This is a genomic window from Bifidobacterium sp. N5G01 (genome assembly GCF_002742425.1).
GTDB classification, from domain to species: Bacteria; Actinomycetota; Actinomycetes; order Actinomycetales; family Bifidobacteriaceae; genus Bifidobacterium; species Bifidobacterium hominis.
In genome coordinates, this window is sequence record NZ_NJNP01000001.1 from 338,468 (window position 1) to 353,200 (window position 14,733).

14 protein-coding genes and 1 pseudogene are annotated in these 14,733 nt (G+C 55.0%); all 15 read right to left on the reverse strand.

Going from position 1 to position 14,733, the window contains the following annotated elements; genetic code table 11:
- Nucleotides 1–67: 67 nt before the first annotated feature.
- Nucleotides 68–1,540: an ABC transporter permease gene (locus CE168_RS01430; RefSeq protein ID WP_099570826.1), complete on the reverse strand. Its 1,473-nt coding sequence runs from the start codon at nt 1,538–1,540 to the stop codon at nt 68–70.
- Nucleotides 1,541–1,542: 2 nt separating this feature from the next.
- Nucleotides 1,543–2,679 (reverse strand): COG1361 S-layer family protein, encoded by a 1,137-nt coding sequence (locus CE168_RS01435; RefSeq protein ID WP_099570827.1) that lies wholly within the window; start codon nt 2,677–2,679, stop codon nt 1,543–1,545.
- A gap of 23 nt (nt 2,680–2,702) precedes the next feature.
- Nucleotides 2,703–3,437, reverse strand: coding sequence for an ABC transporter ATP-binding protein (locus CE168_RS01440; protein ID WP_180753651.1), 735 nt, complete (start codon nt 3,435–3,437; stop codon nt 2,703–2,705).
- Nucleotides 3,438–3,754: 317 nt separating this feature from the next.
- Nucleotides 3,755–4,654 (reverse strand): SPFH domain-containing protein, encoded by a 900-nt coding sequence (locus CE168_RS01445; protein WP_099570828.1) that lies wholly within the window; start codon nt 4,652–4,654, stop codon nt 3,755–3,757.
- Between the two features lie 255 nt (nt 4,655–4,909).
- Nucleotides 4,910–5,170, reverse strand: coding sequence for a mycoredoxin (locus CE168_RS01450; RefSeq protein WP_099570829.1), 261 nt, complete (start codon nt 5,168–5,170; stop codon nt 4,910–4,912).
- Between the two features lie 187 nt (nt 5,171–5,357).
- A pseudogene (locus tag CE168_RS01455) lies at nt 5,358–5,932 on the reverse strand (PLP-dependent transferase); the annotation flags it as partial.
- 225 nt (nt 5,933–6,157) lie between these two features.
- On the reverse strand, nt 6,158–7,336 hold the full coding sequence (locus tag CE168_RS01460; RefSeq protein ID WP_099570830.1) for a pyridoxal phosphate-dependent aminotransferase: 1,179 nt from the start codon (nt 7,334–7,336) through the stop codon (nt 6,158–6,160).
- 62 nt (nt 7,337–7,398) lie between these two features.
- On the reverse strand, nt 7,399–8,058 hold the full coding sequence (locus CE168_RS01465) for a methionine ABC transporter permease (RefSeq protein ID WP_033501370.1): 660 nt from the start codon (nt 8,056–8,058) through the stop codon (nt 7,399–7,401).
- Between the two features lie 5 nt (nt 8,059–8,063).
- Nucleotides 8,064–9,125 (reverse strand): methionine ABC transporter ATP-binding protein, encoded by a 1,062-nt coding sequence (locus tag CE168_RS01470; protein WP_099570831.1) that lies wholly within the window; start codon nt 9,123–9,125, stop codon nt 8,064–8,066.
- Nucleotides 9,126–9,260: 135 nt separating this feature from the next.
- Nucleotides 9,261–10,136 (reverse strand): MetQ/NlpA family ABC transporter substrate-binding protein, encoded by an 876-nt coding sequence (locus tag CE168_RS01475; protein WP_099570832.1) that lies wholly within the window; start codon nt 10,134–10,136, stop codon nt 9,261–9,263.
- Between the two features lie 39 nt (nt 10,137–10,175).
- Nucleotides 10,176–11,198 carry a ketopantoate reductase family protein gene (locus CE168_RS01480; RefSeq protein ID WP_099570833.1) on the reverse strand — a complete coding sequence of 341 codons (1,023 nt, stop codon included), beginning with the start codon at nt 11,196–11,198 and terminating at the stop codon, nt 10,176–10,178.
- Between the two features lie 239 nt (nt 11,199–11,437).
- Nucleotides 11,438–12,343, reverse strand: coding sequence for a cysteine ABC transporter substrate-binding protein (locus tag CE168_RS01485; protein ID WP_099570834.1), 906 nt, complete (start codon nt 12,341–12,343; stop codon nt 11,438–11,440).
- A gap of 81 nt (nt 12,344–12,424) precedes the next feature.
- Nucleotides 12,425–13,261, reverse strand: a complete 837-nt coding sequence (locus tag CE168_RS01490) for an amino acid ABC transporter ATP-binding protein (RefSeq protein WP_099570835.1) — start codon at nt 13,259–13,261, stop codon at nt 12,425–12,427.
- Nucleotides 13,254–13,928, reverse strand: coding sequence for an amino acid ABC transporter permease (locus CE168_RS01495; protein ID WP_099570836.1), 675 nt, complete (start codon nt 13,926–13,928; stop codon nt 13,254–13,256). The genes CE168_RS01490 and CE168_RS01495 overlap by 8 nt, the downstream gene beginning before the upstream one ends.
- Nucleotides 13,915–14,571, reverse strand: coding sequence for an amino acid ABC transporter permease (locus tag CE168_RS01500; protein WP_099570837.1), 657 nt, complete (start codon nt 14,569–14,571; stop codon nt 13,915–13,917). The genes CE168_RS01495 and CE168_RS01500 overlap by 14 nt, the downstream gene beginning before the upstream one ends.
- Nucleotides 14,572–14,733 lie beyond the last annotated feature (162 nt).

Genomic DNA, 14,733 nt, shown 5'->3' on the forward strand with positions numbered 1-14,733 from the left:
GCGGGACTGGCCGCTGCATCCACGAACCATTCCCGCCAATCAGCAATCAGCATTGCACAGCCGGCAATCACTGATCGTTCTTGATGGCATCCAAAGCCGGAATCTTCACAGCCTTATTGGCAGGGCCGAAACCTGCGACCACGCCAACGGCAATCGAAAACAGCATGGCCACCACAAAAAGCCACCATGGAATCACTGAGATACGGCTCACATCGTCGCCGCCCATAATCGCTTTGCCGATATTCTCAATACTGAATCCACCCAAAGACGCCATATTGATGCCTATCGAGCCAATTGCGGAAATCAGGCAGGCGATCGCACCGCCAACTAGGCCGATCGCGCCAGCCTCGCAGAGGAACATCATGCGAATATCGCGCACATAACAGCCGAGAGCCTTCATAATGCCGATTTCGCGAGTACGTTCCGATACCGACATGATCATGGTGTTGGCAATGCCAATCGCGGCAACGAAGAACGACACCGCGCCGATGCCGCCCAAAGCCAGCTGGATGCCCCGCGACTGCTTTTCGATTTCCTTACGCGTTTGCTCAAACGAGGAAGTCTGATAACCTGCACCCTTGATTTGCGCTTCAACGTCGGCAACGTCTTTGATGTCTTGGGTATGCACCAATACCTGATCGTAAACGACCTTGCTTGACATGTTGGTCTTGGTATCCCCCGATATTTTGGCGTTCAACGTTTTCATATCGTCGATGCTCATCACAATGCCGGAAGTGAACGCATCATAGTTGTTGGCGGAGGAATCAATGACGCCCACCACAGTGTATGGCATGGTAATGGTGGGACTCTCGCCACTGCCGGAATCGGATGGCGCCACGGATCCTCTGCCCACCTTGCGGTAGTCGTCGGGACTTTGATAGTTGGCTCCGGTAATCAGTGTGATTTTGGAGTTCAGCATATCGAAGAACGGGTCTTCGCCTTCGGATTGGGCGCAACCATGCTCATCACAGTAATAACCGCCCGCTTCTATACGATGATTGCTCGGATCTGACGCATACTTGTCGTAGAACGAATACACGAAGGATTTGCCCGCCAACACTTCGCCGGCACGCATCGGAAGACGTCCGCTGGCCAATTTATAGCCGGATTCTTCCAATTGCGTGGCATCGACTCCCACCACGTTGACATATTGCGACACGTACCGGGAGCCAGCTCCTTGCGTGGCATCCACACTGTATGACATCGTTTTCTGCGGAAGCACTCCAGCCACACCGGCAATGCTGCGAAAATTCTGCACGGCGTCATCGTCGAGTTTCGCCTGTTCGCTGCCAGCACCGCTCACGCTGGATGACGTTGCCGTGGAATGCGAACTTCCGCCGTCCGCGTATACGGTGATGTCATTCAGGTTGCCCATGTTTTTGAGCATCTGCTCGTTCTGTTCGTTGATGCCTTGTCCAATGGAAATCATGAGCACGATTGAACAGCAGCCGACGATCACGCCAAGCACCGTAAGAACCGTACGCGATTTGCGACGCAGCAGATTCTGCATGCACGAACGTGCGATATCCGAAAAACGCATGCTCACTCCTTGACGGAGGGCACGGAATCAATCACCTGGGTCGGCGCATCAATAGCGCCTGCCGTGGTACCAGCCGTATCGGCAATGCCATCAGTATCAGTTCCGGCATGCGAATCGGTGGGATCCCAATCCCAATCATCATCTTCGGCCGCCTTCTTCGCCTTCTTACGGCGACGTACAACCACTATGACCACAATGGCGATCACAGCAACGACAGCCACGGCAACGACAATCCACACCCAAGCCGGAATGCCCTGGTTTGTCTGTGGGTCAACATCCGCACCGGGATCGACGGGGGCCGGTGCCTCAGACACCGTGATCTTCACCGGCGATTCCTTGCTCTGCTGCTGGCCATTGGCATCCTCGTATGTCACCTTCAGTTTGGCATCATATTCGCCGGCCGCATCAGCGGTGAAAGCGAATCCAATGGAGCCGGAAGCGCCGGATGCCACATTGCCGATGTACTGCGTGGCTTGCGTGGCGGTGATGCCGTCACCTTCGATGGACGCTTCGACGTTGGACACATCCCCCTTGCCTTTGTTCACATATTCCATGGAAATAGTGGATTCTTCACCAGCATTGACGGTGTCGGGAAGCACGGGATCACCCAGTTCGAAGCGGTCAGGCTGCGAAACAGGTACGGAAATCTTAATATCCGAAGTGTTGGAGTTGCGGGTGTCGCCATCGACATACTCGTATTTGAAGTTGATATCGATGCCCTGCGCGCCGTTCTTCGCGCTCGACAGCACCTGCATGGGCACGGTCTGCGTCAGCGAGTAACCCGCCCATAGCGACTCGTAATAGAACGTGTTCGTACCGCCGGAAATGGCGAAATTCTCGCCGCCGTCAACAGTCACGACCATATTGCTGACCGCAACCTTGCCCATATTCTGGAAAGTGAAGCCAAGATCGAAATTCGTGCCCACCGCCACGGAACCGTCGCCATACGTGTAGTTGGTGATGATGATATTCGGCACCGGACCCGCCAGCTGCACGGTGGAACCGCCGTTGCCGGCGTCCGTGCCATCGCCGTCTTCTGCGAGCGCCGTCGGCACGATGCAGGTCAACGCGATGACGGCGGATGCCACCAGTGCGATGACCATGTTGATGAATTTTGCGGAATGGCTGCCATTGCTCATGGTTTCCCCTTCTCTTCTTGCTGTCATGCGTTATTCACCAGACGGTCATCGATGATGCGCCCGTCAAGCAGCGTTACGATACGATCGGCATATTGCGCCATATTGTCATCGTGCGTGACGAGCACGATGGTTTGGTTCAGGTCTCGTGCGAACGTGCAGATCATGTCCATCACGTCGTTTTTGGTTTTGGAATCGAGATTGCCGGTCGGTTCGTCGGCGAATACGACTTGCGGCCGCGATGCGAACGCTCGCGCAATGCCGACGCGCTGCTGCTGACCGCCTGACATTTGCGTCGGATAGTGGTTCATGCGTTTGCCGAGCCCTACTCGTTTCAGCATTTTCTTGGCGATTGTCTCGCGTTTGTTTTTTGGCATGCCTTGGAACATCAACGGCATTGCCACGTTTTCGACGGCGGTCAGATTGGGCAGTAGATTGTATGACTGGAATACGAAACCGAGATGCTTCTGTCTGAATTCCGCCAGCTGCCGTTCGTCTAGACGGGAGATGGGCACTCCCCTGATGCACACGCCGCCCTTGGTTGGTTTTTCCATGCCGGCAAGCTGGTTGAGCAGAGTGGATTTGCCGGAACCGGATTCGCCATAGATACAGCAGATCTGACCTTGCGGAATGGTGAGATTGATACGTTCCAATGCCACGACGGTCTCGTCGAGCACCGGATACTCCTTACGCAGGTTCTTCACTTCGATGATGGGTCTGCGCGTTCCCATCACCGACTCTTGCCCTTCAATATTCGCCATAGTCTTCTTTGCCTCCCCCATACGGCGTCTGACGCGCTTGATTTGTGACCGAGTTTATACTGTTTCCCCGTTCTTCGCATCCCTTAGGGGAACACCCCGAGATAGCCAAGCTCAACCTCGAGATAGCCAAGTTCAAATACAAAGGAAGGTCTTGTCAGCATGTCATGACGTGCGTCGAAGCGTTCTTCTGGTCCTCAAAGACATACGCATGGAGAATATCATCTCTCAACAACTCACGGCAAGTGGGGACGTCCTTTACGGGACGCCCCCCACTTGGTGCCAATGCCATTCAATATGACGTTGCGGTTATTGCGCGACTATTGCGCAGCTTCGTCCGCGGACATCATGGCCTGAGTGATCTGGTCGCGCATCTCATTGAAGCCACCAGGCGTCGAAGCAGGCAACACCACCGTCTTCGCGTTCTGCGACGAGGCAAGATTACGCATGGTATCGAGATACTGGTTGAACAGCACCACATTGTTCACGTCGTTCACATTCATACCGACAGCCTGCAGACTCTTGATCTGGTCGACGATACCGTTGGCGATCTCACGACGATAATTAGCCTGACCCTCACCCTGGAGGCGTGTCTTCTCAGCCTCGGCGGCCGCCTGGGTCTCGATCTGAATACGCTGGGCTTCGGCACGCTGACGCGTGGCTTCCTTTTCGCGCTGTGCCGCGTTGATGGAATCCATGGCATTCTTGACCTGTGGACTCGGATCGATTGCCGTGATCAGCGTTTTGACCACCGTGAAGCCGAAGCGGGACATTTCATTGCCGACGGTCTTCTGCACGTCAAAAGCGACATCGTCCTTGCGGGAGAATGCATCGTCCAAAGATAATGCAGGAATGGCGGAACGAAGCGCATCCTCCATGTAGGAACGCAGCTGACCGGCCGGGTCGCGCAGCTCGTAGTATGCGGTCGCCACATTGCTGGGATCGACACGAAACTGGGTAGAGGCCACCACGGTGACGAACACGTTGTCGAGCGTTTTGGTTTCCAACTGCACGTTGAGCTGGTTGACACGCATGTTGGTTTTCATGGCGATGCGGTCCACGAACGGGATTCGAATATGAATGCCGGCGAACTGCACCTTGTTGAACTTGCCGAAACGTTCGATGATGTAGGCCTGCTGCTGCGGCACGATAAACAACGTGGACAAGAACAGGAAAGCGACGATAAGTGCAATGACAAGGAGTGTAATAAGGAACGGCATGACATTACTCCCTTCTTTGGTTTTCTCTCGAAAGCCTGTTGATTGACGGCTTTCCGTAGGTTCTGCAACCATTGCCAAACCCAAGCAAAAACTTACCAAAGAATGCAATCACGTGCAGACAATGTCCGCGAGTTGGGCAAAGTCCATTCGGAAGCCGGACATCGACCGTCCGGAAGCCGACCCACATACGTCTACGAGCCGAACAGGAGACAATTCTCCTTGTCCGGCTCGTGAGATGGCATACGCAATGTTGAATCAGATCAGGCCGAGCTCCTTGCATTTGGCTTGTAACTGCGTGGCCGAAGGCTCCACCAGCCATGAGCCATCGGCAGCGAACCGAATCACGGGAATGTGCTGTTGTCCGCTGATCGCAATGGCCTTCTCTGCAGCACCATCCTCATGCTCGATATCATGAAGGCTGTAGGCGACCCCGAAACGGTCTAATGCTGCCTTGGCTCGATGGCAGTCGCCGCACCAGTCGGCTCCATAGAAATCAATTGCCGCATTGTCAGTCATAAAATCACTCCTTACGATGCATTAATCACATCAAATTTAGACGATGCCTCAAGCAACATCTTCGTATACGCATCTTTAGGGTGTCGTAACACGGAACCGACAGCTCCATATTCGACAAGATGGCCGTCTTTCATTACCGTCACCTCATCCGCAACTTCCTGAACAATGCCCAAATCTCATACTCATGCCCCGGCAATCCCGGATAATGCACGGATTTGACCAGCGGATGCAGCAACAGATAGCTGGAGATCGCACACGCATTCTCCTGCTGGCGGTCCATGCGCAGAGCGAGCGTCTGAATACCACGACGCACCGAATCGCATTCGTTCGGCGCAAGTACGCCGCCCAAACGATTCTGTGCGAAGTAGACACGTTTGCCCAGCTCGTCGCCCTTGACCACCACAAGACCGGCGTTGACTTCGGAATGGCCGGCCAGATACTTGGTAGCGGAATGGATGACGATGTCGGCACCTTGGTCAAGCGGCTGCTGCAGATACGGGATAACGAATGTGTTGTCGACAATGGAAATCGCACCATAGCGATGAGCGATTTCGGCAATCTTCGTCACATTGTTGACCTGCAGCAACGAATTGGTAAGAACTTCGAAATACACGTCCTTCGCCGGACAACCACGCGCGGGTCCCTTGGCGGAGTGCCCGGAAACAGCGGCATCAAGCGCTTCGTAGTCGGCGGGTTCACAGCTCCGGTGTTATTGTCGTTGACCGGCAGTCCGTGAACAAGCTGAGTGTTGAATCTAGTCATGGTGCGCACCCCCTCGGGTTGTGGCTCATTGCCGCATGCCATTCACGCGGTCACTGGTACCCACTAAACCGCATCCTGCGTTTCAACGCGCGCCGCGCCTTATCAACGTTTGTTATAGAACGCGCGAATCGCCATAACGTTTTCTTGTAAGCGGCTATCAAACGGCGGAGATGCAAGGCATCGCACCGCAATCGCCAGTTCATGCATAAGGCTACGCAGGAAAAACTACGCTAGTACAGCAGCCACCCGGCGCACAGCCTCACGCAACTGGTCCTCAGATTTGAGCAGGCTGAATCGTACGTAATCCTTGCCTACTTTGCCGAAGCATGTGCCCGGCAGCGCGGCGACGGCCGCACGTTCCAACAGCGTGTCGGCAAACTGTTCACCCGTCTGATCTTCAGGAGCGTGTACCCAAGCGTAGATGCCGCCGTCTGAATCAAACACATCCAAACCGGCTTCACGCAATCCACCTGCAACGATTTCGCGACGAGACGCATACCGTTCCGCAAGTTCGGCCACACAGCTCTGATCCGACAGCAACGCCGCAGTGCCAGCGTCTTGAATGCTGGACGTAACCATGGAACCCATCTGATAGTGGTACTGCTTCACATGAGACACGATGTCGTCGTTGCCTGCGATGAAACCGGCACGCCAGCCGGCCATCGCATACATTTTCGACAGCGAACACACTTCCACCGCAACATCGAACGCACCCGGCAGTGACAGTATGCTGATCTGCTGCGCATCGACGCCCAATCCCGCATATGCGAAATCCTGCACGATCGCGAAATGATGCTCATGAGCCAAATCAACGGCACGCTGCAGAAACTCGCGCGGAGCCTGCGCACCCGTCGGATTGTTCGGATAGTTGAGCACCAGCACTTTCACACGATCCCACACCTGTGCAGGAACCGCGTCCAAATCCGGCAGGAACCCACGCTCCGGCAACGATGGCAACAGTATCTCCTCGGCACGGCTCATCACCGTCATGCAATGGTACGAAGGGTAATATGGATCCGCATACGCCACAGCGTCGCCTGGGGAAACCAGCACGGCGAACAACGCGGCCAAACCATCGACCGCGCCCTCCACGGCAAAAAGCTGGGTTTTCCAATCAACCTCAACACCGTACGTATTGCGATACCACTGTTCGGCAGCCCGCAGAAAACTAGGCTTGCCATCGAATGGCGAATACCGGGCATTGGCCGGATCGTCAACCGCTTTTTTGGCTACTTCTCGAATGAAATCAGCAGGAAACGCGTCTGGATTGCCTTTGGCCAAATCAATCACATCAGCCTCACCGGCAACCGCGGCAGCCACTTTGCGATCCATATCGGCGAACACATTCGGCGGAATCGACTGCGCCACCGTAGTGAACGCGACAGGAGAAACATACGAAGTCATTAATCAACCCTCCCTATCATCTCGCGACTGTATATGCGCGCATTCACGCATATACGCAACCATCAGTGCGTCACCTTGCGCGCGAACCAATCGCCAACCCACTGAATGATCTGCACAATGACGATCAGAATAATAACAATCACAACAAGCACGCCGGTTTCGTAACGGTTATAGCCGTATTGAATGGCCATATCGCCGATGCCGCCGGCTCCGATGGTACCGACCATTGCAGAATAGCCGATCAGCGAAATGATGGTGAGCACCACGCCGCGAATAAACGACGGCAAAGCTTGCGGAAACACCGCATCCACAATGATTTGGCGTGTGGTAGCGCCAGTGGAGATGGCAGCCTCAAGCAGGCCCGGATCAACTTCGGAGAACGCGCTTTCCGCGATTCGCGCGAAGAACGGCACTGCGGCGATCGACAGGGAGATTGCGCCACCGGTCGGCGTGTAAGGGTCACCCAAAATCAATTGCACAACCGGGATAAGCACCACCATGAGAATCAAGAACGGCAGCGAGCGAATCGCGTTTACGATGAACCCTACAATAACGTTCAGCGCATGGTTCGGCGTAAACAAGCGGTTTTCAGTCAAATACAGCAGCAATGCCACCAGCGTGCCCAGTACCACGCCGATAATCGCCGACACCACAACCATATATGCCGTGTCGATCAGCGCTTGCCCAAGATTGTCTTGAAGGATTTCCAGAGTTTCTTCCATTGTTCTCACGCCTCCTGATTATCCGCAGCTTCGGCGGCCACAACCAGCTGTCCACGATCAAGTTCCCGATAGCTGAACACATGCGTTCTCAACGTGTTCAACGCCTGCAGCAGCGGCTCTCCCGCGCCGGAAACAAGCACAATCAGAATGCCGATGGCCTGCGAACCGAAATATTCCACATTCGCATGCAGCACGTCGATGCTCACACCGTAATCCTGCGCAACCTGGCTGATGAGCGGCTCGAGTGCCGCATCGCCCTTGTATCGCAGTTCCACGATGGTGCCGGCCGGCAGCGATGGCACCAATTGCGGCGGCACGGCAATGCCAAGGTAGCGTTCCACCAACGCTTTGGTGGTCGGATGTTTCGGAGCACTGAACACGTCGAACGTGTTGCCCTGCTCCACTACCACACCGTTTTCCATAACGGCCACTCGATCGAAAATTTGCTTCGCCACGTCAAGCTGATGCGTGATGAACACGATGGTAATGCCCAGTTCGCGGTTGATGCGCTGCAAGAGTGCCAGAATGCCTTCTGTGGTTTCCAGGTCGAGTGCGCTGGTGGCTTCGTCGCACAGCAGGATTTCCGGCTTGTTGGCGAGCGCACGCGCAATGGACACGCGCTGCTTTTGCCCGCCCGACAGGCTTGATGGGTAGCTGTCGATCTTGTTTTCCAAACCGACCAGTGCCAGCAGTTCGCGGACACGTTCCGGCCACTGCGCTTTCGGATATCCGCCGGCTTTCAGCGCGAATTCAATGTTCTTGCCGACCGTAACGTTGGTGATCAGGTTGAATCCTTGGAAAATAAAGCCGATTTTCTTACGCAGATCACTCAATTGGATGCCTTTGAGTGCGGTGATATCGTTGCCTTCGATCACCACATGGCCGCCTGTTGGTCGTTCCAGCAGATTGATGGTGCGCACCAAAGTGGATTTGCCAGCTCCGGAAAAACCCACGATGCCAAAAATCTCGCCTTTTTCCACGCTGATGTTCACATGCTTGACCGCTTCGACGGTTCGCCCGCCTTCATGAAAAGTCACAGACACGTCGTTGAGTTCAATAACGCTCATGGTTCGTTCCTCGCTTCATTCGAGTACTTGTTCAAGTTCGTTCAATACGTTTTGTTCGATGAATCTTGTTTGTACATAAGGCCCGTATGAGTTCTTCGATTCATACGGGCCTTTGTATTACCGCACGCTATAGCGTCACCACGTGGTCGGCTTGCCGAAATCCTTGAATTCGCTCTTGGCGATGGCGTCCTTGAATTTCTGGCTGGCAAGCAGTTTCTTGACAGCCTTGCCGAAGTCGGAATCGACGTCCTGGGTGCGGACCACGAACACTTCGATCACGCCATCATCCTGCTTTTCCATGGCGAGCGCGTCGGCAGGCTTCAGATCAGCAGCCCAAGAGTAGTTGCCCGGCACTAGAGCCACATCAACGGTATTCAAGGAACGGGCCAGCTGTGCCGCATCGATCGTTTTGATTTTAAGGTTCTTCGGATTGGATGCGATGTCGTTGACCGTGGCCTTGGTAGCATCGACCTCGCCCTTGAGCGTCACCAGACCCTGCTGCTGGAGCACGCCGAGAGAACGCGCCAGGTTAGAGCCATCGTTGGCGATTGCGACCGTAGCTCCGTCTTCGATGTCATCGATGGACTTGTACTTGTTGGAATAGATACCCAATCCCAAAGTCGGCGTCTGTCCAAGGGAGGTCAGGTCGAGATTGTTGTCGGCGGTGAACTTCTTCAGATAATTGCCATGCTGGAAAAGATTCGCCTGAATGGAACCGGATGCAAGTGCCTTATTGGGCTGCACATAATCGTTGAACAGCTTGGTTTTCAGTTTGAAACCGTCATCTTTCAGCAGTGGCGCGATAACCTTGTCGACCATGTCGCCGTATGGTCCTGCGCACACGCCGACGGTGATTGTGGTGGTTTTGCCCTTCGTGGTGTTCAGACTGTTGGACGCGGATGCGCTGTTGCCGGAACCGCATGCCGCAACGGAAATAAGTGTTGCAGCGGCGAGTACTGCTGCGGCGATTCGTTTGACGCCGTTCGGCTTCTTGAAAATAGCGATGGTCATGGTTGTTTTCCCTCTCTCACTTGTTTTGAAAAATTACGGTTATTCCGTTACCGGCTTACTGGCTTCGACGTCGGCTTTGGCCTGTGCGACGATGTCTGGATTATGAATGGCGAACGCGCGTTCCGCCAAGTGCACTTCGCGGGTCAGGAACTCGTGCAGTTTGCACACGTATCCATTATCGCGTCCGACTTTGGCGATATAGCCGTTGATGTAGTCGACTTCCGTTGGACGTCCCTTGGTCAGGTCTTGATACATGGACGGATAATGCAGCGGATGTGCCACGCCCGCGGTGTGCAGAATGGTTTCGACTTCCGTTTCGCGCGTGCCCAACAGTTGGTATCCGGCTGCTTCGGCCGCACTGTAAGCTTCATCGACCAGCTGTTCGGTGAGCCAACGCGCGTCGGGATGCGCATGGAATTCGCCGAAGCGGATCTGGTACATGGTACACAACGTGTTCAGCACCGAGTTGAATACGATTTTCGCCATGCACATGCCGATGAAGTTGTCGACGATGGTCGGGTTGAGTGTGGCCGTTGCGAAATCCTCGTACAGCGCCTGCTCGTGTTTGTGCACCTCGTCGGTCACGTCATCCGCGTAGGCGCACAGGTTCATGGCCTTGGCATGTGCTCCGCCGGTGAAGTTGAAATCGCCGGGGCCGTACACGTAGGCACCGATCAGTGCGGTGCCGCCGTAAATGCGGTCTTTGGAGAAGTATTCGTTGAGCTTTTCGAAGTGTCCATAGCCGTTCATGGCGGAGAACACAATCTGCTTCTTGTTGAACAGGTGGGCGCAGCGCTTGAGCACGCCGTCAAGCTGCATCTGCTTGAGGAACACGATCCACACGTCCGGCTGGCCGACATACTCCTCCGGGTAGTACACGTTAATCGGCACGAGATGGCGGTCTTCACCATCTTGAGACACGTAGGCGCCGCCTTGCTCGCGAATCTTCTCGACGTTCGGCTTCCACGTATCGATGAAGTCGACATCCTTGTGCGCGAATTCCTGCAGCAGCACGCCGTACTGGATGCCCATTCCGCCTGCACCGATCACTGCGTATTTCATACGACGCCCCTCTCTCTTGTGTGTTTTCGTATGGCTTTTTAAGCGATAATCACAAGATATCGGTAAAAATCCTTTCCCATGCCAGCGTGGCTATATGCGATTTTTATGGAAGGCGCAAATCGTAATAATTCTTTTTTATGAACGGTTATCAGGATATGAAAAAGCCTCCCGCGGCACATGCACGGAAGGCTTGGAAACAGAATTGACGGACGGCAGGTCGCCGTCAGGTCAGGTGATTGTCAGAGCTTGCCGCCCTCGACCACGATGTCATCCGGATCGACATCGGAACCGTACACCGGCTTCAGGGTCTCTTCGTAATCCTTGTGGAAGAAGTTCTCCTTGCCCAGCTTCACGATTTCGTCGTTCAGCCAGTTGAGCAGCTCCTTGTTGCCCTTCTGTACAGCCGGAGCGATGGTGTCCTCATCACCGAGTTTGGTGATGCCGACCTTGAAGCCCTTGTTGGACTTGGCCCAAGCCAGTACCTCGGTGTTGTCGGTGGAGAAAGCGTCGCCACGACCGTCGAGCAGCGCATTGTAGGCGTCGGCGTACTGGTCGTACTTCTGCAGCTTGACATCGGGCTCGTTCTTCTCGAAGTAGCTTTCGGCGGTGGTGCCCTTGGCGATGATCAGCGTCTTGCCCTTAAGCTGGCTCACGTCAGTAATTTCGGCATTTTCCGGGGAAACCACGCCGAGTGCCACCTTCATGTACGGCTTGGCAAAATCAACCTTCTCCTTGCGCTCGTCGGTGACGGTGAAGTTGGCCAGCGTGATGTCCACCTTGTTGGCGGTGAGCACGTCCACGCGGGCAGCCGGGTCGACGGAAGTGTACTTGACCTTCACGCCCAAATCTTTACCGAGACGCTCGGCAAAGTAAACGTCGTAGCCGGCGTTTTTGCCTTCCTTGTCAATGTAGCCGAACGGAGCCTTGTCGGAGAAGACGGCAACCTTGAGTTCGCCGGACTTCTTGATCTCATCCAAAGTGCGGGCGGTGGCGCTACTGCTGGAGCTGGAATCGTTGTTTGCGGAGCCTTCGTCGCTCGGAGTGGCCGCGGACGGGCCGCAAGCAGCCACCGAGGCTGCCATGATCAACGCGGCCGATGCGGCCACGATGCTCTTGAATGTTTTGTTGATGATTGATACGGTCATGGTTTCTCCTCTCTTGCAAAGATGACTGCTATCAAAATCTTGAATTGCACCGATTTTCGCCGATCTTCGCCATTGCCTGGATTATTCGGATTGATCGGCGGACTTGCGATGCCTGTCGAATTCAAACGTGCGCAGGAACTGCTTGGCTCGTTCAGTGGTCGGATTCGTGAAGAATTGTTCGGCATTGTCAGATTGTTCCACAATGCCGCCGTCTTCAAGCAGGATCACCTGATCGGCGATGGCTCGCGCGAACTGCATTTCATGCGTCACGATGAGCATGGTTTGGCCGGAATCAGCGAGTTCGAGCATCACGTCGAGCACTTCGCGCACCATTTCCGGATCGAGCGCGGCGGTGACTTCGTCGAACAGCAGCACTTCCGGATGCAAAATCAGTGCACGGCAGATGGCCACGCGCTGGCGTTGGCCGCCGGAAAGCTCATGAGGCCAGGAATCCTTGCGGTCGGCAAGACCGACGCGTTCCAGAAGCTTGATCGCCTCCTGCTCGACTTCGACCTTATCTCGCTTCTGCACCAAGGTCGGCGCCAGTGTGATGTTGCCAAGCACGGTTTTGTTGGGAAACAGGTCGTAGCTTTGGAACACCATGCCAACACGGGTACGCAGTTCGCTGCTGCGCTTGCTGCGGCCGGCGGATTCGGTGCCCGGCTTACCCGTTTCGATCACTTCGCCGTTCAGAGAAATGGTACCGCCCTGAATCGGCTCAAGGCCGGCGATGGTGCGCAACAACGTCGACTTGCCGGAGCCGGAAGGCCCGACGATCACAAACACCTTGCCATGCGGCACGTCGAACGAAATATCGTTCAATACCGGCTTGTCGGCATTGGCGTACTGCTTGACCAGATGCACAATCTCAAGACTCGTCTGACCCACCTGAGCCTGCTTGCCTGTCGCGTCAGTCATGCGACCACCTCTTTTCCAGTCGGCGGGCCACGATGGACAGCGGCCAGCACACAATGAAGTACATGAAGAAAATCACCCCGTAAATCCACAGGGTTCCGGTCGGATATTGGAAACGGTTCGCGTCGATGATCTGCTGGCCCACTTTGATGACCTCGACCACGCCGAGAAGCACGGCCAACGATGTCGTTTTCACGATTCGTGTCGCCAGATTCACCGAAGCTGGCAGAAGCCTACGCAACGCTTGCGGCAGAATCACTTTGACGAACGTCTGCCAGCCACTCAACCCAAGCACATATGCGGACTCATACTGGGCTTTCGGAATCGACTCAAGCGCGCCACGCACCAAATCGCCCAATTCCGCGCCGCCCCACAGCACGAACACGAACACGCATGCGCCGGTTGCATCCAAATTCCAATTCCACGCACGGGCAAAGCCATAAAATGCGATGAACAGCAACGCCAATTGCGGCATGATACGAATGAAATCCAAATAAATCCTGGTCAACACACGAATGACAGGATTTTTCATCGTCATCAGCCAGCCGACAACCAATCCAACCGGCACGGAAAGACCCACCGACACACCGGCGATCCACACCGTAACCCACAGGCCCTGCAACAGGCGCGAAAACACGCCCGGCTCGAGCAGAATCTCAGCGCCGCTCATAGTCGAACCTCCGTTCCAGCCAAGTGCCGAACAATGAAATCGGCAGCAGAATCACCAGATATGCGACAACCAGCATCAACAACGATTCATACGTGCTGTAATACATGCCGATCAGATCCTTGGCCATGTACATCACATCGGCGAGCGCGATGGCCGACACAACGGACGATTCCTTGATCAGGAAGATCACGTTGGCCACAACGCCCGGAATGGACGTGCTGATGGCCTGCGGTATCACCACGCGGCTCAACGTCTGCCATTGGCTTAGGCCCAGCACATACGCGGATTCGCGCTGCACGGTCGGAATGGTTTCGAGGCCGCCGCGCATCGCTTCGGCCATATACGAACCGCCAAGGAATCCGAGTCCCACGATCGCGCATTGTTCCGCGGACCAGACGACGCCAAGTTTCGGCAGACCGAAATACAGGAAATACAGTTGCACCAACAACGGCGTGTTACGGCTGAGTTCGATGTAGACGCGCACGATCTGCTTCAGCACTGGAATGCGCGCGATTTCAATGCTTGCGCAGATAAGTCCGACCACGATCGAAAGCACGATGCCGAACACGGAGATGAACAGCGTCATCTCCGCGCCGCTGACGAAGAACGGCGCGTAGTGCGTCACAAATGTCCAATCGAACACACGCGCCTCCCATCTTTCTCTTTAGGTTTTCGAATGCTCTACGGATCCCTCGGAACCTTTTTCAGGCTTTTCCAGGCTTTCGCCGTGGATGCGCCCCATCGTACCGCGCAACAATCGCGGAACAGGCCACGTCGTTATCGGTTTTTCATATAAGCGTTTATC